The organism is Salegentibacter sp. Hel_I_6 (assembly GCF_000745315.1).
Taxonomy (GTDB): domain Bacteria; phylum Bacteroidota; class Bacteroidia; order Flavobacteriales; family Flavobacteriaceae; genus Salegentibacter.
On sequence record NZ_JQNQ01000001.1, the window covers coordinates 1,483,628 to 1,503,502 of the forward strand.

Annotated in this window: 12 protein-coding genes; 3 read left to right on the top strand and 9 right to left on the bottom strand. The window is 37.2% G+C overall.

The window, feature by feature from the left end:
• Positions 1-48: 48 nt before the first annotated feature.
• Complete coding sequence (locus FG27_RS06515; RefSeq protein ID WP_037317062.1) at positions 49-1,686, bottom strand: DUF5597 domain-containing protein; 1,638 nt, start codon at positions 1,684-1,686, stop codon at positions 49-51.
• A 442-nt stretch (positions 1,687-2,128) separates the two neighbouring features.
• On the opposite strand from FG27_RS06515, the gene FG27_RS06520 reads away from it, so the two are divergent.
• Positions 2,129-3,334 (top strand): site-specific integrase, encoded by a 1,206-nt coding sequence (locus tag FG27_RS06520; protein ID WP_037317065.1) that lies wholly within the window; start codon positions 2,129-2,131, stop codon positions 3,332-3,334.
• 37 nt (positions 3,335-3,371) lie between these two features.
• Here FG27_RS06520 and FG27_RS06525 read toward each other — a convergent pair whose 3' ends face one another.
• From FG27_RS06525 to FG27_RS06560, 8 genes are all read right to left on the bottom strand, one after another.
• Entirely contained in the window at positions 3,372-4,055 is a 684-nt protein-coding gene (locus FG27_RS06525) for a M48 family metallopeptidase (RefSeq protein WP_037317067.1), read from the bottom strand.
• Positions 4,048-7,305, bottom strand: coding sequence for a type I restriction endonuclease subunit R (locus FG27_RS06530; RefSeq protein ID WP_037317070.1), 3,258 nt, complete (start codon positions 7,303-7,305; stop codon positions 4,048-4,050). The genes FG27_RS06525 and FG27_RS06530 overlap by 8 nt, the downstream gene beginning before the upstream one ends.
• A gap of 10 nt (positions 7,306-7,315) precedes the next feature.
• The gene (locus FG27_RS06535; RefSeq protein ID WP_037317073.1) at positions 7,316-8,755 is read right to left on the bottom strand and encodes a hypothetical protein; all 1,440 of its coding nucleotides are present in this window, start codon (positions 8,753-8,755) and stop codon (positions 7,316-7,318) included.
• Entirely contained in the window at positions 8,755-10,476 is a 1,722-nt protein-coding gene (locus tag FG27_RS06540; RefSeq protein WP_037317076.1) for an McrB family protein, read from the bottom strand. Before FG27_RS06540 ends, FG27_RS06535 begins: the two co-directional genes overlap by 1 nt.
• Positions 10,477-10,486: 10 nt before the next feature.
• A complete protein-coding gene (locus FG27_RS06545; protein ID WP_051935780.1) occupies positions 10,487-11,740 on the bottom strand; it encodes a restriction endonuclease subunit S in 1,254 nt (417 codons plus the stop codon).
• Entirely contained in the window at positions 11,730-14,345 is a 2,616-nt protein-coding gene (locus FG27_RS06550) for an N-6 DNA methylase (RefSeq protein WP_037317079.1), read from the bottom strand. Before FG27_RS06550 ends, FG27_RS06545 begins: the two co-directional genes overlap by 11 nt.
• Before the next feature lie 611 nt (positions 14,346-14,956).
• On the bottom strand, positions 14,957-15,619 hold the full coding sequence (locus FG27_RS06555; RefSeq protein WP_037317082.1) for a hypothetical protein: 663 nt from the start codon (positions 15,617-15,619) through the stop codon (positions 14,957-14,959).
• A gap of 160 nt (positions 15,620-15,779) precedes the next feature.
• A complete protein-coding gene (locus FG27_RS06560) occupies positions 15,780-16,466 on the bottom strand; it encodes a hypothetical protein (RefSeq protein ID WP_037317085.1) in 687 nt (228 codons plus the stop codon).
• A gap of 328 nt (positions 16,467-16,794) precedes the next feature.
• On the opposite strand from FG27_RS06560, the gene FG27_RS06565 reads away from it, so the two are divergent.
• Both FG27_RS06565 and FG27_RS06570 read left to right on the top strand, forming a co-directional pair.
• Positions 16,795-17,745: a DUF1837 domain-containing protein gene (locus FG27_RS06565; protein WP_037317088.1), complete on the top strand. Its 951-nt coding sequence runs from the start codon at positions 16,795-16,797 to the stop codon at positions 17,743-17,745.
• Between the two features lie 2 nt (positions 17,746-17,747).
• On the top strand, positions 17,748-19,868 hold the full coding sequence (locus FG27_RS06570; RefSeq protein ID WP_037317091.1) for a DEAD/DEAH box helicase: 2,121 nt from the start codon (positions 17,748-17,750) through the stop codon (positions 19,866-19,868).
• Positions 19,869-19,875 lie beyond the last annotated feature (7 nt).

Below are 19,875 nucleotides of genomic sequence, written 5' to 3' on the forward strand. Positions count from 1 at the left end.
TTTACTAATAGCTGAATTGTGTATTTAGTCAAATCTAAGACTACCTGTTTATTTATACTCATATAAAGTAAACCTCTGTATAGAAGCATCATCAATAAAAGAACGAATGTGCCTTCCCTGATGGGTTTGATCTCCATTTAAATGCTGAAAAACCTTCCATTTTCCTTCTTCAAAATATCCGCGATCTGTTTTTAAAATTCCTATCCGGGAATTAGGTTTTTCCAGGTTTTTCATCTTTAGAGAAACGCCATATCCCGCATAGAAAAACTCATTATCAGCTGTTTGAACAATAATTGCTGCAGCTGGCTCCCAAATATCCTCACCCGAATTGGGTTCCCAACCTAAATTAAAGGTATGCTCTGCGGTAAATTCATAGTCCCCCAATCTAAATGTCATTTCATTTACTTCCTTATCTAATAAAACCCCCTCTATTCGGTTTTGCCCTTTGTTTGCTTCTAAAATCGGTTTTATTTGGTGAACTATTTCATAAACCTGAGCCAGCTTTTGTTCTTTTGGAGTTAATGGCTCATCGGGTAATTGTTCCACAGAGAATGGAGCAAATCCTAGGGCCTCATAATGCCCAATGGCGAAGAGGGCTTTTGCTGCTACGGTATTATCAAAATTATGCTCCGGAATAAACAAAGGGTTCCCCTGTCTCACATACAAATCGTTCCAGTGTTTAAACCTCGGGTTATAAAAATCGGGAGCGTAGAAATCGATATTAGGAGATGCTGCCTTCCATACATCAAGAATATGAGGAAGCGGCCCAGCGCTTGGATAATCTCCCGGCTTTACATCGGGACGATTGAGTGCCGCATTGACATAAGCGGGTAATGGATATTCTTTTTTTCCAGCTTCAGTTACCTTATCAACAAAGCGAGCAAAATAATAAGCCATGAAAATTTCATCTGTATGCAGTCCTTTTCCAAAGATTTCTTCCCAGCTACCATTCATCTTAGAACCATTATTCTTCCATATTTTAGAAAATTCAGAATTTAATGTCCCTTTATTCTTAACCATGTAATCCATGAGATCCCCAGGGACTTTTTCCTTAAACTTCTGGTTTGCCAAAGGATGATGATCTCTTGCTGATGGTAGCATTCCGATTTCATTTTCAGGCTGCATTAAGATTACTGTTTGTTGTGAGTTATCTACTTCTTTAATGAACCTAAGCAGGTTCTGATATGCCTTTAAATCTGCCCTTAAATTATTATCGGAAAAAGGTGTGAGAATCTCCTGTAACTCCCCTTCTTTACTTATAGCGCGTGGAAATCGCTTCTGATCTAATTTCACCCAGGATGGTACGTGACTAGACATGCTATTCTTCCAGGCACCAAACCAAAGGACTACCAGTTTGAGATCATGTTTTCTTGCTTCCAGAATTAAATCTTCTATTAACTGGTAATCATATTTTCCTTCCTCAGGTTCAAATAACTCCCAATAAATGGGCAGTAAAACAGTATTGAGATTTAACTCTTTAAGCCTGGGCCAAACCGGCTCCATAGATTCCATAGTAGTCCCTGTAGAATTTCCAAGTTCTCCTGCCAGCATTAGAAAGGGTTTTTCCTCGACCACCAGCTGGTATTTATTCCCAACTTGTTTTAAGTGAGGAATTTGTTCCTGTGCTAACACACCATAAACCTGAAAAAATAATATAAACAAGGGAAGAAATAAAATTCTTTTCATAGGACAGTTAATTCATTTTTTTGAAAACCTATTATAATCGATCATACTAAACTAAGATTTATAAATACAATAAGGAAATTATATGATGCAAACTATACCTGAATATGAGAGAGATTAACTACAATTTTTGCTTAAACACAACAATTAGGCTTGATCCTTGATCCCAATTCTGTACTTATTCTGTACTATATGAAATAAAAAAAGGCTTCACATTTCTGTGAAGCCTTGTCTTTGCTAGTAGCGGGAACTGGACTCGAACCAGTGACCTTCGGGTTATGAGTTTTCAACCTCCACCCTTCAAATACACTTAAAATACCTGTTTTTCAATGATTTACGATTATTTCAATATTTTTCAATATTAAAAAATAAGGCTTTAAACTAATAAATGTTGTACCTATGTTGTACCCATAATTCACTATATTTATAATTCAATGTATTTATTATGGCAACCATTAGAGCAGTTTTACGCAAAAAAAAGAACTCAGAAAATAAATTTCCGATAGCAATTAGGATCACAAAAGACAGAAAAAGTACGTTTCTGGGTACCGGTCAATATATTGAAGAAAAATACTGGGATAAAACAAATAGGTGTGTGAGGAAAAAACATCCTAATGCCAATTACATCAACAATTTTATTATATCGAAAATTGCCGAAGCAAATAAGAAAGTTCTCGAAGCTGAAAGCAGTGAAGAATACCAAAACGTTAGATCCATAAAAAGGAAAATCACACAGAATAAAAAAGTCGATTTTTTTGAAATTGCAGATAAGCATCTGGAAAATTTAAAAAACAGGAATCGACATCATCAATATGATACTGAGGTAGGTCGCTTAAAAAAGCTAAAAAAATTTATAAAGAAAAACGAATTAGGTTTTAATGAGATAACTGTTTCACTTCTTAAAAAATTTGAAGCCTATTTACTTCATGATAAAAAGCGTTCACCGCGTACGGTAGTGAACTATCTGATTTTAATACGAACTATTTACAATCTTGCCATATCTGAATCTTTAGTTGACAGAGGTATGTATCCCTTCGGAAAAGGAAAAATTCAGATCAAAATTCCAGAAACCCAGAAAATTGGTTTAAACCTTAAAGAGATACAACGCCTGGAAAATGCCGCCGATCTGACAGAACCTCAGCAAAAAGCCGTGCATGTATGGCTTATCAGTTTTTATTTTGCCGGGATCAGGGTAGGTGATGTATTAAAATTAAAATGGTCAGATTTTAATGATGGAAGGTTAATGTACCGAATGAACAAAAACAGTAAATTGGTAACCCTTAAAACACCAGAAAAGGCTGAGGCTATATTCAAACAGTATCGAAAGAAAGATTCCCTACAGGATTTGATTTTTGATTATCTCAAAGACACAGACCTATCAGATACCCATAGAGTTTCTATTAGAACCCAAAGTGTAAACAGAAACCTAAACCGGCTCCTAAAAAGGGTGGCATCAAAACTAGAGATTAAGAAAAAAATGAGCATGCATATCGCCCGTCACAGCTTCGGGAATATTTCTGGCGATAAAATTCCAATTCAAATGTTACAAAAACTCTACCGCCATTCCTCGGTAACTACCACCATAAATTATCAAGCGAATTTTATTCATAAAGAAGCTGATGAGGCTTTGGATAGTGTCATCAATTTTTAGATGATACCTATGGTTAGTTAAGAGATAAATTCAATAATTACAAATCCATTCCTGCCCCATTTAATTTAAGCCAGGATTTATGCCGGTGGTAATCTGGCATTACTTTGTCCAGCTCGTTCCAGAATGCTTCAGAATGGTTTGGATGGATTAAATGGGTTAATTCGTGAGCAATGATATAGTCTATTATCGTTAGAGGCGCCATTATGGTTTTCCAGTGGAAATTCACATTGCCCTGAGATGTACAGGAGCCCCAGCGGTTTTGCAGTTCCATAATCTTAACTTCTTTTGGGGCTACCCCTATTTTTTCCTGCCAGAATTTTACTCTTTCCAGAATCTTTGTTTTTCCTTTCTCGCGATAAAATTCTTTAAAAACTTCTTTGGCCTTTGACAGATCTTTTTTTCGCAACTGGAATTGACCATTTTTAAGTTTAAGAGGAACTTCCTGCTCATTAACAATCTCCAACTTATAAGATCTGCCCAAATAATAGAAACCTTCACCACTAACAAATTCCCGGTAAACACGGTTGTAATTAGCATCTTCCCAATCGGCCAGGTGTTTGTAGATCTGGAAGCGTTTTTTCTCCAGCATATCTTCCACCTGAGTATCGCTCAGGTTTTCGGGTACCATAACCGAAATGCTCCCATCCCTCTCAATATAAATACTAGAGGTTTTACGCTTACTGCGTTTTAAGGCGTAGGATATGTCTTTATACTCAGGCATCTTTTACTAATCTTGAGTGTCTTATTTTGGCCAGGGCCAGCATTTCAGTTGAAATTTTCCCGGCTTTTTCTATTACCGGGTCCAGATCAAGGTCTCCGGCAATTGCATAAATAATGTCTTCCAGGGCTGCACCAAGCTTTTTAACTTCTTCTCCCTTTTTCCAAAAACCGGATATTCTGATTTCTTGTTTAATGAGCGGCAGAGCTTCTTTAATGATAGGCTTTAATTGCAGCTTTATCTCATCACTGGCATCCTTGCCATAGGCGGTATGCAGGATCAAATCATAAAAAGGTGCTTCTTCCAGGCTAATGCCTTCTACAGAACCTTCTTTTCTACCGGCTGCCATTTCCTCGCGAAGTTTGGTTTCTTCTCTCAGGATAGTATCCCAATCATTCCAGTGAATTTTGATGATGTTATCCAGTTTTTCACTCATCGTTTTGTAATATACCGGGTCGTCCTGCATATTCACTTTGATGTGTTTTCGCATCGCGTGTTCCATCTCACTGGCTTTGGCCTTGGAGGTCTTATTTTTATCGAGTTCCTTCTGAAATTCTTTTGAGAAGAGCTCAGTGGGCGGAATCTTAGGATTAATTCCAAGACTTATAAGATGCTCGTTCACCAGGCGTTTTACCTTATTTCCTTCTCCACTAATATTTAAGGTATCATCTTTATACCGCTCTTTTACCTTACTCAGCAGATAAGCAAATCGCTTTAGCGGTATTTTATATGGGGTAGCGGCTTCATTAGGCAGAATGACATTCATACTTTCCTGAAAGGTATTGTAGTAGCTGGTGAAGCCGGCTCTAAGTTTTATATCATCCAATAATTCAATACAGTCTTCAAGGATTTGATATTCGCGGACTTTATCTTTTATTCGCTGATTCACAAAATCTTCAATCTCAGGAATTTTGTTTTCTGAAAATAATTGAACCAAACGCCGGTAACGGGTTTCCAAAACGGGTACTTCCGAAGAAATATCCCGGAAACCATCAAGAATCTCATCACTTTCCTCTCCGGCATAAATAGCCAGGGCATCACGAAGGTTTTCTGTTAGTCCGATATAATCTACAATATAACCCCTGCTTTTTCCGGGGTGTACACGATTTACCCTAGCAATGGCCTGAAGTAAGTTGTGTTCCTGAAGTTTTTTATCCAGGTACATAATCTGTTCGATGGGAGCATCGAAACCGGTAAGCAGCATATCGCACACCACCATAAAAGCAATCCCCGTGTAGGATTCCTCAAAATTGAATTTCTTTTTGAAATTCTCCACAGCATTCATCGCTTTAGCTTCCTTTCGTGCCTGGGTGATCACCGCTTCTTCATTGGTATCATCACTGGATACCACCACGGCCGATTTCAAAAACTTAAGCAGTTTTAGTTTTTCGGAATCGTAAGTTTCATCTTCTTCCTTTTCTGAAATCCGGTTTTGCAGGGCGAGATCTATGTATTTTTTATAGCGTACTGCAGCTATTTTAGAAGAACACACCACCTGGGCCTTGAAGCCATCATCCAGAATATTGCGCTCATAATGCCGCACCATATCGTTGGCGATAAGCTTAATGCGCTCTTCGGCTTCGAGGATATCGCCGTAGGTACCGTATTTCTTTTTGATCTCCAGAAGTTCCTCTTCAGTACGATCTTTAAAGAGGTTTTCGAATTTGCGATCGAATTCAGATTTTTCATTGAGGGCAGTATCGGCGGTTTTGCCTTCGTAAAGGATCTGAACGGTTGCGCCATCGTCTACTGCATCCTGGAGTTTATATTTATCTATATACTCTTTATAAGTTCCGAAGCGCTGCAGGGTTTTAGTCTTATGTCTGTCGGTTATAAGCGGAGTTCCGGTAAAGGCTATTTTAGTGGCATTCGGAAAGGCTGAAAACAGGTTATCTCCCAAATCGGAGTTCACGGTTCTGTGGGCTTCATCCTGCAGGATAAGGATCCTTTCTGAAGTATTTACCACTCCGAAATTTTTAAATTCCGAGATGGGTTCTGCCACGCGGTCCAGGATATACTCCGGCAGTTTATTTTTTTCTTTTTCCTGGAACTTCTGAAGCATTACCATTGTAATATTGGAAGCTTCAGAAGAGAGTTTTGGTTTCAGCTCCTCAATTCTGCTAATGTAATCTACTTTCTCTCCCGTGTAGTTTGCGGTTTTTCCAAGCTGAACTTCCAGATCGTTACGATCGTTAACTATGATCACCTTGTAATCATTAAGCTCCTGAACACTGCGAAGTTTCTTGATGAGAAAGACCATAGTAAGCGATTTCCCAGAGCCCTGGGTATGCCAGATCACTCCGGAACGCTCATCGAGGGTCTCACCATTCAGCAACCGGTCTTTGATCTTTTGTACCGCTCTAAACTGCTGGTAACGGGAAACGATCTTGATCTCCTTGTTTTCCCCAATTTCCATAAAGAGGGTGAAGTTTTGCAGAATATCCAGAAGGTTTTCAGGAGAGAGCATTCCCTGGATAAGTTTCTCCTGCATTCGCTCTTTCCCAAGGGGTGCATCATAGTCTTTTAAATGCTCCGGATGTATGTCTTTCCAGTTGAGGTAATATTGATCGGTGGCCGTTAGGGTGCCGTAAGTGGCATCCTCGCCATAGGTGGCAATGCAAAAATGATTGAAATGGAACAGCCTTTCCTCGCCTTCTTTTAGGCCGGCTTCGTGGGTTTCGATGCGCTGATTGCTGTATCTTCTTAACTGCTCATAGGCTGCGGTGAGTGGATTAGCGGTAAACTGATTCTGATCTTTACATTCCACCACTACCAAAGGGATACCGTTTACAAATAGGACGATATCGGGTAACACAAAGCCTTTGGGCGAGCCCGGGGTATCAATGCGAAACTGGTTGATGGCGATAAAAGAATTCTCCAGTGGATTTTTGAAATCTATAAACTGCACCTTAGGAAATTCTTCGCCGGTGAGTTCATTTTCATCTACAGAGGTGCCATTTAGCAATAATTCAAAAACCGTTTTGTTGACTTCCATCAGGTTTTTGGTGGGATGATCTGTAAGTTCGTGGTACAGATCTTCCAGCTGATTGGGAGTGAGCCATTCCCGACCGTTAGCTTTATTGATCTTACGAACCGAGTTTAAAAAGGTATCTTTTAATACCACTTCCCTGAAAGAAGACCTCAGACTTTTTGCAGGATCGGTTGGAATACCGAAGCCCTGGTCTATACTCGTCCAGCCCAGGTTTTCCAACTGCTCTAAAAAGGGTTTTTCTACGAAGTGGTATTCAGACATAATAGTTGTTTTAGCTAACCTTTCTTAATTGTTTTAAATCCGGTTTTTGTAATACTGATTGCATATTCCGGATGAACTTTTCACTACTCTCCTTCATCTTTGAATAAAAATCCTTACCATCACCTTCGGGGATTTTTAGGAATATTATATGAAAAGGTATTTCATTATCCATTATTTCCAGACTTTGAGTGGTAATACCTTCCCCTGCTGAAAACATTTGATTGAACTTCTCTTCTTTTAAAGGATAAATGAACCCACAACCTTTTATCTGTCTTTTGTTTCCCCACTGCCCGATGTAGGTATGCAACTGGAAGAGATCTTCCCTTTTTACCCCAAATCTACCATCGAAATTTTTGTATTTAACATCAAAGACATAAGTGTGGCCGTTATCTTCAAAGACTATGTCTGGTTCAAGGTTTCGATAACCTGGTTGACCGGTTGGGATTTTTATTTCCTTCGATTTACTTTCAATTGCGAAGCCATTTCTCAATAAAAGCTTGTGTATAAAATATTCGAAGAGCATTGAAACATCAAATAAAAATGCGCTGGTATCTGAATTCTCCCCAAAGGAGGATATTTCATCTTTAAGGATTTTCCGACTTAAGTCGATAACCTCATTATACTCGAGGTAAAAAGGATTGGTAAAGGCTTTCGTGTTATATAATTGCTGTTTTGAGTATTTCTTACCCTCTAGAGCAGTTTTAAAAGCTAATTTTAAGGGGTGCATATCTGAAAGAAATGATTGTGTTCCCAACTTATCAAAGGCCGCATCGATCAAGCCGGTAACTTCATTGATATAACTATGTTCCCGGTAAGTACATTTATATTTAGCGTCCCTACTTAGATAAAAACTAAGGGGATCTATTTGGCCTTTTACCCTGGTTGTTCTTTCTGTTTTAGAAATGTAAGATTTTGGAATACCGAGGCGAAAAGCTTTTTTTAATTTGATTTTCCAGAGGTATATAAGCAGCCATTCAAAGCCATTGTAATCTTTCTTTTCACCGCCGAAATCCTGAATTTCCAAGAAACCATCAGCATCGGAAATGATGTATTTAAGAAAATCATCTCCAAAGCGAGAAGAGATTTGAATTGAATAGTCTCCAGCTTTGGCAAAGCCTACAATATTTCCGGTGCTTAGATGAAAGTTCCTTGCGTCTCTACCTTTTAAATTTATAAATGGATCACTTGAATTATGTTCGTACAAGCCCTCATTTATAAATTGAGTGTTGGTAAGCTTTTTAAGTGCTTCTGAGGAACTCAGTGAAATATTTAGCAAAAAATCCCATATTCTTTCATCATATTGACGGGCGTGAGTTCTGTAATTTCTTTTAAACCACAAAGGGGTATGCATATTTTGAAAATGATTAGAAAACATACCATCCACTGCCTGGTAAGATGAATTATCCTTTAATTCTCCCTCCTTTAATATGTTATACAACCATTTCCCCATTAGTTCAGGCTAAAGGATTTTTTAAATTTCCCAAGTAATTCAGCTTCTCTGCCGGTTCCCCTAAGATATTCCTGCAATAAGGGTTGAATATTATCCTCCCAAACGGCTTTCCTCACTTCAGAAACCGATGAGTTTTCTGCGTAGTTCAAGTTCCACAGGTAAGCGTGGCCTATGCAGTAATCTTTCCCAAGAAGTTCCTGGTTTCTTATGTTATCGTTTAAGTTTTCAAGATTTTTCGCTAAATCACTCCAATTTTTAAAATGAGGTTTATCGGTATTTTCAGTGAGGTGATATCTCAAAATGGAAGTATCGGGTTGTACTTCTTCCCACCTAAACCTTCTACGCAGAGCAAAATCAAAGCTTTCCACACTTCGGTCTATGGTGTTCATCGTGGCGATTATAAAAACATTGTTAGGAACAAAAAACCGGTATTCTTCACCTATTTTAATCATTCCTGTACTATCAGTATTTAAGTGGGAATATTGAGTTTTGATCATACCTTCATAACCACGATATTCTAAGCAATACATCAATTCACCGAAAACCCGGCTTAGTTCTGCGCGGTTTATTTCATCGATAATTATAAAAAAGGGAGGGACTATAGATTCCAGTTTTTTTCCTGGATCAGCATTAAAGATGAATTCCCAATGAACTCCATTTAATTTATCTTTATAGGAATGAATGTCTTCAACTTTAAGGTCTTCCCATTTACGGTTTTTATTGATTATTTTTTGCTCAATAAGATCCTTTTCCCATTTACCCGCTTTAATGCACAAATCTTTAAAAACACCATTTTGTAAAGCAAGCTGGGTTTGGTTCTGATTATCTATAGTGGGACGTAAGCCTTCCATAAAATCTTCATAAGTAAAGGATGGATGAAACTGAACTACCTTTACTAATTCATCATAAGTGATGTCTGAACCGGCTTCAATTTCACCACACCAAAGCTCATATTGTAATTCAGTAGTCTTTTTGGCATTATAGGTTTTTCCAGTGCCGGGAGCACCATATTTGACTACCTGTTTTTTAAGGCTAAAGGGATTGGATAGGTTTGTATATATTTCCCAGTAAAAAAGCCCTATCCAGTGATCGTCTATTTCAACCTCATCATCATTCCAAAGGTCTTTTAAGCCTTCCCGTATTTCACTTATAGCATATTTATTTTTATGGAACCAATCTGTTTCTGTGGCGTTGTATGTTGGAATAAGGTTACGATCTTGTAACCATTTAAAGACCTGATCAAACTTGCCGTTATCTACAGTAGTGGTAACATCAAGGGTAGCAGCCCCCATTATCCTATTTATTAATACCGGATTGTTACCTACCTCACGGTCACTCCAGTATTTTTTAAGCTTCTCAAAGCCGGTAAAATCGGGTTGCAGGATTATTTCCTTAATGGTTTCTCTGAACAGGGAGTCTTCTTTAAAAGAATTGAAGTTTTCTTTACTAAGTACCGATTGCCCCCGGGAAGAAACCCCATTCGATTTTTCATAAACCAAATCCTTAATAAATACGTCGTAGGGATTATCAGATTTGGAATAGTAAGTCTCCGCGTAAAGTTCTTTAGAATTTAGATCTATGCTATTTTCAGAATTCTCCAGGGCGGTCTTAACCTTTTGAACAGCACCGGTGATATCTTTATATGATTTGTACCAGCCAATAAGGTGGTGCTTTCGGTTATTAATTAAGTGCCTATATAAATTTTGTAATTTTTTGCTCATATATATTTCTTTAAACCTCAACCTCCACTTTCCCGGTTAACAAATCCTGCATCAGGCCTTTTTTAAGGCTTTGGTGCTTGGAGAGGTTGGTTTGTTCTTTATGAATTAAAGACATAATCCTGTTTAATTTTTTACTGATTTCGAATTGCTCTTCAAGATTTTGAGGAAATGGCATCCTCATTTTTTTGATATCTCTCAAGGTGATTCTTTTTAAGGCACTTCCGGACACTAATTTGTAAAGTTCAAGATCGAAATACCCTGACTGTAATACAAAAGATAAGTACTCCGGATTTACTTTTTTTGAGGGACGAATAATTGCAATAGATGACAATAAAACTATATCTCTGCTTCCACTAAATAAAATGACTTTTCCAATGGTACCATCTTTAGATAAAAGAACATCATCTTTAATTGGTGAACAATTTTGTCTTTTTAACTCCCGAAAAACTTCCTTTTTAATTTTGGTGCATTTTTCATAATTAAACCCATATGAAGTCATATCCTTCACATTCCCTATAGGTAAACCATCTTCTTGTGGTACAGGACTAAAGTGAGCACCATCTGTTATTAAATTCGCCGAATTTTCAAGATTGGTTATCATCCATTCCTTCGGAATCCACCCCAATTCGGTTTCTTTATAAAGCTCAGGTGCGTCTTTCTGGGAGGGGCGGAGTTTGCCGGTTTGGGGGTCTATGCCGCGGGTAAAGAGGTCCTGCATCATTCCCTGCTTTAGGGCCTTATATTTGGCAATGGCCGCCTCCGTTTTTTCAATCACCGCATCTATCGTGTTGAGAATTTTTGCGATTTTACGTTGGTGAGGTAAAGGAGGTAAAGGAATTAAAGTTGAATCAATTAAATTTTTACTCAAGTTAGGCTGACCTGAACCTTGGGCAAAGAATAAAATTTTTTCCTTTCGTAATTTTAGTTGATGATATATAAAATCATTATCATCTTTCCTGGGAATTAAAGCTAAGACAGCTTGATTTGATGTAGCTCTAATCTTCAATTTAGAAACCTGACCAGCTGTTGCTCCGTACATTGCCATTAACACAGCGTTTTCAGGTATCCATTTAGCACTGGATAATTTCAGTGCTTTTTCTGTAATATGCTCTGATGTTTTTGTAATAGTAGCTTGGTTGACTTCTCCAGAGGAAATCCAAGGAATATCACCATTATAAAAAGAAGGGTTACTTCTACTGGGCGTACCTCCTGCGAAAGTTGTACAAACAGCACCTAATTTTACTTCCGTCCAACTATCCCTCATAGCCCAACTCCTTTAAATAGTTATTCAGCTGTTCGGCTTCCCGGTCGCGTTTCTCTAAAATATCTTTTAAGGTAACCGCGTATTTGATGTGAAGGTTTTGCACCGTAGCGATATACTCGTTCACGAAAGCTTTTACATAATTGCTATAACGGTTTTGAAGGAGTTGCAGCCAACGCTCCAGGATAAGGCCTTTGGCTTCGGCTTCGGTGATCTTTTCCCGGGCGGCTTCTAACAAAGTATCTTTTTTGGCTTCGGTAGCTTTTATACCGGCTTTCAGGTCCTTTAGTTCTTTGTCCAGCTTGCTGTGCTTTTGCAGTTGGGCATCAATTGCTTTTTTGCGCTTATTGGCCGTCGGGATCTTTTCTTCCAGGTCGGTTATTTTCTGTTTTAAGTCTTTGATTTCCGCAGCATCGCCATTTGCATTTAGTAAAGTGCTTAAGGCTTTCTGGTATTCCTTAAGCTGTTTTTTATAAGTACGTACATCGGCATTGAGTTCTTTGAGTCGGCCTTTGAGCCCTTTTAAATTTTCTTTGGAATAAATTCCTGTTTCCTCCTCATCTTCATAATCTTCGGCTTCAGCAGCTTCAAAGAGGCTTTCCAGTTCGGCTATCTTGTTGCGATCTTCTTCCATTTGTGCCAGAACATCGGGAAACTGGCTCTGAAGGATATCCATTTCTGGAATAAGTTCAGGACCCCAGCCACTCGCCGCGACCGATTTGAATTCAGTTTTCAGGTCATCCCAGAAACCGGCAAAAGCTCCACGAATTTCGTGCTCGTCCAGGGCGTTGAGTTGGTTTAATTCAGCAATAACAGAAGGCATCACTTTTTTGCGCAGCAGGGCAGCATTACCCGAGTGGGGCAGGTTTTCAAATTCATCCTGTACATTTTGCCACCAGGATAAAACTTTCTCCTCATACAAGCGATAGAGCTCTTTTACTTTAGGATTGTTTTCAATAAAGTCCTTGATCTCTTCTTTAGAAGTAAGGTTTTCAGCAAAATCATAGAGCTCCTCATCCCGGGCTACAAAAAGTTCTTTGTTCATCCCCAGCATTGCCTTAGAGGAGGCTTCCAGCACGTCTACCTCATCGGCCGGCATTCCACCATTAAGGTGCGCCTTTACATTTTGAGGTTCGGCTTCGGGAGAATTATCTACATAACGGCGAATGTTGAGGTTGTAAACTTCTTCCTCAATTTCCTCCAGCTTTACGAGTCGACTGTATTTTGAAATTTCAGCTTTAGAGAAATAGGCATTAGTGATCTTCTCAATATCCTCGGGCCGTAGTTTGTTCTGGTTCTTGCCTTCCTTGTATTCCCGGTCGGCATTGATGAAAAGCACCTCCTTGTGGTCTTTGGCTTCTTTTTTATCGAAGACCAACACACAAGCAGGGATTCCTGTTCCGTAGAAGAGTCCGGAAGGCATTCCAATCACGGCTTCTAGGATACCGCGTCTCAGGAATTCCGCACGGCATTCCTTTTCATCACCCGAGCGGAAAAGCACCCCGTGGGGCATAACCACCGCCATTTTTCCGTCATTCTTAAGTACGCTAAGCATATGCTGCACGAACATCAGGTCGGCTTTTTTACCATTTTCAGGCATAAAAGTGTGAAAACGCTCAGGGAATTTCATTTCCTTTTTGGAGTAATTCTGCGAAAAAGGCGGATTGGCAATAACACGATCGAAGCTCATCAAGCGCCCGTTTTCGGTGTGATCAGGATTCTTCAGCGTATCGTCATTACGGATATCGGCATTGCGTACCCCGTGCAGGATCATATTCATTTTACAGATAGACCAGGTGGTACCATTGTCTTCCTGTCCGTACAGAGAAAGATCCCGGGGGTCGCCTCCATTTTCAGAAACATAATCCTTGGCCTGAATAAGCATCCCGCCCGAGCCAACCGTGGGATCGTAGATGCTCATTCCCTGTTGCGGGGCGATGATGCGGGTAAGTAAACCCACCACTTCGGAAGGCGTATAGAACTCGCCACCTTTCTTTCCGGCGCTATCGGCAAAATATTTAATCAGGAATTCATAGGCCGCACCAAGGAGATCGGGGAATTCAAAATCCTCATCACGTAAAGGAATTTTATCGAATTTCTCAATAAAATCAACCCAGCGGGCATCGTCTATGGTCTTCTTTCCAACTTTCCGGTTATAGTTGATGCTTTTCAATACATCTTCCAGCACCTCCGGCTTGGCTTCTTCAATTGCGTGCAGGGCTTTGTTAAGCGCAGAGCCTACATCTTTTTTCTGATGAAGGATACCTTTAAATTTTCGAAGCTCTTCATCAGATCCCTGTTGAAGTTTTTGTTTTTCCTCTTCAGTAAGCGTCCACCGGGCGATTGGCGGTACGTAGTAATCGTATTTTGCAGGGTTGCTTAGCTGCTTTTCGATAAGGTCTTCGCGGAAGCCTTTTGTTTCATATTCCTTTCGGAGCCGGTTGCGTTGTTCCACGAATTTATCGTTGGCACGTTTGAGGAAGAGCATTCCGAAGATGAATTCTTTATATTCAGAAGCGTCCATTTTACCCCTCAGGCTGTCACAGGCATTAAGCAAGAGGCCTTCGAGTTTAGAGAGGGTAAGCTTTTGGGTATGCGTTATGGTCATTGAATTTTTTGGCTGAATTAATTAAATATCAAGCTCTTACCTATTTTCAGCAAAACCTGATAGGCTTAACGGGTGTAGGGAGTTGTTAAGCGTGGTACAATTTAGGAAAAATTAAGAGAATTTAGAGTATATTGGTTTGGAACCAACCACGTAAAAATCTGGTTGTTCTAAAAATCATTATATTTGAATTCAAGTTGAAGATAGCGGTTAAGGAGTGGCCAACACCTGGCAGATGATGGGGGCAACTTTCGGCTAATAAGGACGGCGTTATCTGATATTAATCTGCAACTAAGCTCCGTGTGAGGCGGGGCTTAATTATATTTGCCGCGGAGGAGAGTGTTTCCAGAATACCCCAAGATACAAGAAAATCTCCCCGAAAAGATGTTATGCAAGCATTCGCTTTTTAAATTGAGTAATTGAAACTTTAAGTCTTATATTCAGCCTCGGATGGCATTTCCCTGGTGATGGTATAAGACTTATCTTATATGCCTTAAATGCGGCTTTGGATTGCAGTTCCTTATGGGACGGTTTTAGGCTTTAAAAGCAGCTTTAGATAGTTTTGTAGATTATAAAAATCAATTCTATCTGATGAGCTGGTTTTTACTTAACGATTACCAAACTATTTCAGGGTAATCATCGTAATTTAATTGGTCTACTTTACAACCTAATTCTTTGGCCCTACTTTCCATATCAGACTTCCACATTTTATAAGCCGGTGAAAATTGGGAATAAGCAATTAATAAATCGGGTATACCACGAAATCTTCTTTTTCCCGGGGTCTTGCTCAAATATTCTATATTAATACCCTGCAGCACTAAAAAAACCAGGTTATTATGTATATCAATTTTTTGACCTATGAAAAGTTGAATTTGTTGTGCGCCCTGGGGATCATATTCAAATAAGGCTTTCTTACAATTATATTCAAGGATATAAAGATTTGCCTGATCCAGGGCATCCAACACTACATAACCTGCATTATAGCGAAGAACGGAAATTAAATAAAGTAAGTCTATCCACAGGTATCTAAAGCCTAAATATTCAACCTTATTTTCCGAATCAAAAACAAACTTTTCTTTTAACCTGGAATGCTGGAAAGCTTTTCGAACCTCATAAGCAAAGCCCATTATTATATCTGCCTGCCCCTTCTCTTCCTTCTTATATTCATTTAACCGCTCTCCTATTTTGTGAATGGTTTCATACAGGCTTGTTAAGTCACGGTAATCACCCCATAATTCTATTCCTGTCCCTTTCTTGGTTGGGTTACTTTGAAGCATAAAAGAGCATTTTAATTTTGTATTCTTTTTTCAAATATCACCATTTAAATCAATTTGGTATATTTAGTAATCACCAAATTTTTGATAGTTATGGAAGCCCGGAAAAGGCGAGCACGGAGCTTCAATCCGAGACAGGTTTGAGGATTGTTTTTATACTTTCTTAGCTTTTCATTTTTTCCCATTCAAGATCTTCAAGTTTCCACGTATAATTTCTCACTTCATCTGCAACTTCTTTTAGTTCTTTATCATCATCAACAGACATTAAAAGCTCATCACTAATTTTAGAAAGTGTTTTATAAGCAAAAAATGCTCTTCGCCTTAATTCTTCAAACCTATCCGGGTTAATATCCGAGTCTGTTTCATTGAGATTTTCATTATTCCAATTAAACTGAGTTTTATTTAATTCAAATTCTGTTTCTATTTCGTTAATTGCTTTAAATCCAAGTTTGATAGCTACACCTTTAGAGCCTGAATAATTTTTATCTCCTATTGCTCTGTAATCAATAGTTAATCTTTGAACTTCTCGATCATCATAAAAAATATAAGGAAGAATTGCTTCCCTCAATGCTGTAGTCAAATATCCTTTCTTTCTGTGTTTAGGAACTATGTACCAATGTAAATCGTTGTACATGTCGAGAACAGCCCCGACATATTCCTGTAATTCATTTTTTAAGAAAAAGAACCTGTATGAACCGGAATTCCCAATAATGTCATCTGTGATTTTTGGTTGTTCCGACCATACCTTAGCAACATCAACGTATTTGTTTATTTGTCGGGTGAAAATTGATTCACCTACCTTTCCCTTATTTAGGCGGTCAATATATTTTCTGATTTCTCTTTCAGTCATTTAAACGATTTTTTTCAAATGAAAGTTAACAAGTAATATCCCTACTAAAATACTTCATAAACCCAATTTTCTAAAGCTAAAGATATTTATTAAAAGTTGATTACGGAAAACCGTAACGACTGGCATATCTAAACTAAAAAAATTTAGATATAAGCAAAAACCGGTTTAGTCAACAATGTGTGCTTATTGGGCTGTGCCGTCCACACTGAATCTTAGTTATTGTAGACAGTTGTTTTTACTAGATTTAAAATTAATTCTAAGTTGATGATTAAACTCTTAGGTGTAAAATAAAGTATATTAGCGTTCAATACTAACCTAAATACGCTAAATGGAAAATTCTGATGAACCCTCAATCGGTGATTTTGAAATTTTATTAGATGATTTTTTCTGTAATTTAAATCCGGACACAAAATTACAAGATATTGATCGTAAACGAGTATTAAGTGTGGTCAATAGTTTTGAAGAAGGAAAGTGGAGATACCAAGAATTTCAAAACTTTATTTGGGATAATATAGCGGAAACCGCACTTTCATATCAAGATCGAAATGCTTTAATAAATCAATCACATTCTTCTTTAATCGAAGCAGCGAAAAATTTACGTTTAATAGATAATCCTTACGGAGAAACAGAAGGCAGTGAGTTGGCTGAAATTCTTTTATATGGGTTTATGAAGCACCATTTCAAAGCTCTTACTGCAGTTCCAAAAATTTTTTATAAACAGAATCCAAAGGATAATGCAAAAGGGGCGGACAGCGTTCACGTGGTTTTGGAAGATGATGATAGTTTTACGCTTTGGTTCGGGGAATCTAAATTCTATAATTCTATAGAGGATGCGAGGTTAAGCACCATTATCAAATCTGTTGAGGAATCATTGACGAAAGAAAAACTACAAAAAGAGAACCGTATTATAACTAACGTTCAAGACTTACAGGCAATTTTACAGGACAAAAAAGAAGTTTATGAAAAAATAAAAAAACTATTATCAAAAAGCACATCTGTTGATAAAATTAAAGCAAAACTGAATGTTCCAATTTTAATATTGCATCAATGTGATATCACTAATTCTTGCATCGAAATGACAGAAGATTATAAAAAGGAAATTATGGAACATCACATAGAACGTGCTGAGTCGTATTTTAAGAAGCAAATTAAGAAACTCAATTCTAAAGTTTTTAAATATTCAGAAATATCTTTTCACTTAATCTTATTTCCTATACCTGAAAAAAAGCCAATTGTGGAAAAGTTTCTAAATAATGTTGAATTTTATAAGAATCAATAATTATGGCAATAGATGTATTCCAAAAATGTAGTGAAATAAATGACCTGCTTATTGATAATAAAGAGAATGATGCTAGGAATGAATTGATAAAACTTTTAGATTATCATCAATCTGAGGAACTTGAGTATACACCACTAATTAATAACTTAATACGGCAAACTGGTTTATATCCATATATTGATTATGAAAACGCTAATTGGCAGGAGAAATTTTTATATGATATTTTTAAAGTAGACACTGGTGAAAAAGACCAATTACCTTTACATCGAGAACAATCTAGGCTTCTAAAAAAATTATTGAACAATGAAAGCATAGCAGTAAGTGCTCCAACTTCGTTTGGGAAAAGTTTTGTAATCGATGCTTACATTTCAATAAACAAACCGAATACTGTTGTTATTATTGTTCCTACAATTGCTCTTACGGATGAAACTAGAAGGAGATTATATAAAAAATTCTCAGATTCTTATAAGATTATAACTACTGCGGAAGCAGATTTAGCTGAAAAGAATATTTTAATTTTTCCTCAAGAAAGAGCGATAAATTATGTCAATAAATTAAAATCTATTGATATGTTGATCATTGACGAATTCTACAAAGCAAGTTCTAATTTTGACAAGGATCGTTCTTCAACATTAATAAAAGCTATTCTAAAATTAGGTAAAGTTGCCAAACAAAAGTATTTCTTAGCACCTAACATTTCTAAACTGACGAATAACCCTTTTACAAAAGGTATGGAATTCGTTGAATTAGATTTCAACACAGTCTTTCTTGAGAAGCATAACTTATATCAAGATATAAAAAAGGATGAGGAAGCTAAAAGTATTGCATTAGTAGGTATTCTGAGTAATAAGCAAACCAAGACGTTAATTTACGCTGGCACCTATAAAAATATAGATAATATTTCCAATTTACTACTAACATCTTTACCAGATAAAGAAAGAAAAGTACTTATTGATTTTTCAAAATGGCTAAGTAAAAACTATAGTTATAATTGGAGTTTGACAAAATTGGTAAAAAAAGGTGCAGGTGTGCATAATGGTAAATTACATAGATCTATAAGCCAAATTCAGGTAAAGTTATTTTCTGAAAAGCATGATGGTATTGATGATTTAATATCTACTTCATCAATTATCGAGGGTGTCAATACATCTGCAGAAAATGTTGTAATATGGGCTAATAGGAGTGGAAAGGGTAATGCTAAACTAAATGATTTTACCTATAAAAATATTATGGGTAGGGGCGGTAGAATGTTTAAACATTTTATTGGTAAAATCTACATCCTGGACGAACCACCAAAAGAATCACAAACACAATTAGATATTCCATTTCCTGACGAGATTCTTGGAGATATTGATGAAGAAAAATTTAAGGAAGAACTTACCACAGACCAAATAGCTAAAATAATATCCTATAAAGAAGAAATGCGGGTTATTTTAGGTGATAAGCAGTTTGAACAATTAATTTCTGAAAATAGTTTTCAAACTAGTAACATGGATCTTATTAAGGATGTTGCTTTAGATATGAAAAGTAATCCGGATAATTGGAATGGCTTAGGTTATTTGAATGCATCAGCTCCTTCAAAATGGGATCGTATGCTATATAAGGTCATTAAATTGCAACCTGGAGGATGGGAAATAGAATATTCCAAATTTGTTGAATTTGTAAAAAAGTTAAAATATAATTGGTTTAAACCTATACCCGTTTTATTGGGTGATTTGGAAAAAGAAAATATTGGGATTGATGATTTTTTCAAATTGGAAAGGAAAGTGACATTTAAACTCTCATCCCTTTTAAGTGATATTAATATTTTACAAAAGGAAATTTTACCTGATAAAAATTACGACATTTCTCGATTTGTGTCATTAACATCTCATGCGTTCTTACCCACAGCAGTCTATCAATTAGAGGAATATGGACTCCCAAGAATGTTGTCAAGAAAAGTACATAAGGCAGGTTTAATAAATTTTCATGATAAAGAATTAGATATTCATTCCTGTCTAGAAAAATTTAAATCACTTGGTTTAAAGACGGTAAAAAATAATGTTGAAATTGATGTTTTTGATGATTATATACTTGATTACTTTTTTGAAGGAATTACTCTAAATCGGAATGATGAAAATTAGTAAATCG

Excerpts from the sequence above, each read along its gene's own strand:
- FG27_RS06530 (WP_037317070.1), bottom strand. The coding sequence starts at position 7,305 with ATGTCTGAATACCACTTCGTAGAAAAACCCTTTTTAGAGCAGTTGGAA.
- FG27_RS06535 (WP_037317073.1), bottom strand. The coding sequence starts at position 8,755 with ATGGGGAAATGGTTGTATAACATATTAAAGGAGGGAGAATTAAAGGAT.
- FG27_RS06550 (WP_037317079.1), bottom strand. The coding sequence starts at position 14,345 with ATGACCATAACGCATACCCAAAAGCTTACCCTCTCTAAACTCGAAGGC.
- FG27_RS06520 (WP_037317065.1), top strand. The coding sequence starts at position 2,129 with ATGGCAACCATTAGAGCAGTTTTACGCAAAAAAAAGAACTCAGAAAAT.
- FG27_RS06545 (WP_051935780.1), bottom strand. The coding sequence starts at position 11,740 with ATGAGGGATAGTTGGACGGAAGTAAAATTAGGTGCTGTTTGTACAACT.
- FG27_RS06560 (WP_037317085.1), bottom strand. The coding sequence starts at position 16,466 with ATGACTGAAAGAGAAATCAGAAAATATATTGACCGCCTAAATAAGGGA.
- FG27_RS06515 (WP_037317062.1), bottom strand. The coding sequence starts at position 1,686 with ATGAAAAGAATTTTATTTCTTCCCTTGTTTATATTATTTTTTCAGGTT.
- FG27_RS06555 (WP_037317082.1), bottom strand. The coding sequence starts at position 15,619 with ATGCTTCAAAGTAACCCAACCAAGAAAGGGACAGGAATAGAATTATGG.
- FG27_RS06570 (WP_037317091.1), top strand. The coding sequence starts at position 17,748 with ATGGCAATAGATGTATTCCAAAAATGTAGTGAAATAAATGACCTGCTT.
- FG27_RS06525 (WP_037317067.1), bottom strand. The coding sequence starts at position 4,055 with ATGCCTGAGTATAAAGACATATCCTACGCCTTAAAACGCAGTAAGCGT.
- FG27_RS06565 (WP_037317088.1), top strand. The coding sequence starts at position 16,795 with ATGGAAAATTCTGATGAACCCTCAATCGGTGATTTTGAAATTTTATTA.
- FG27_RS06540 (WP_037317076.1), bottom strand. The coding sequence starts at position 10,476 with ATGAGCAAAAAATTACAAAATTTATATAGGCACTTAATTAATAACCGA.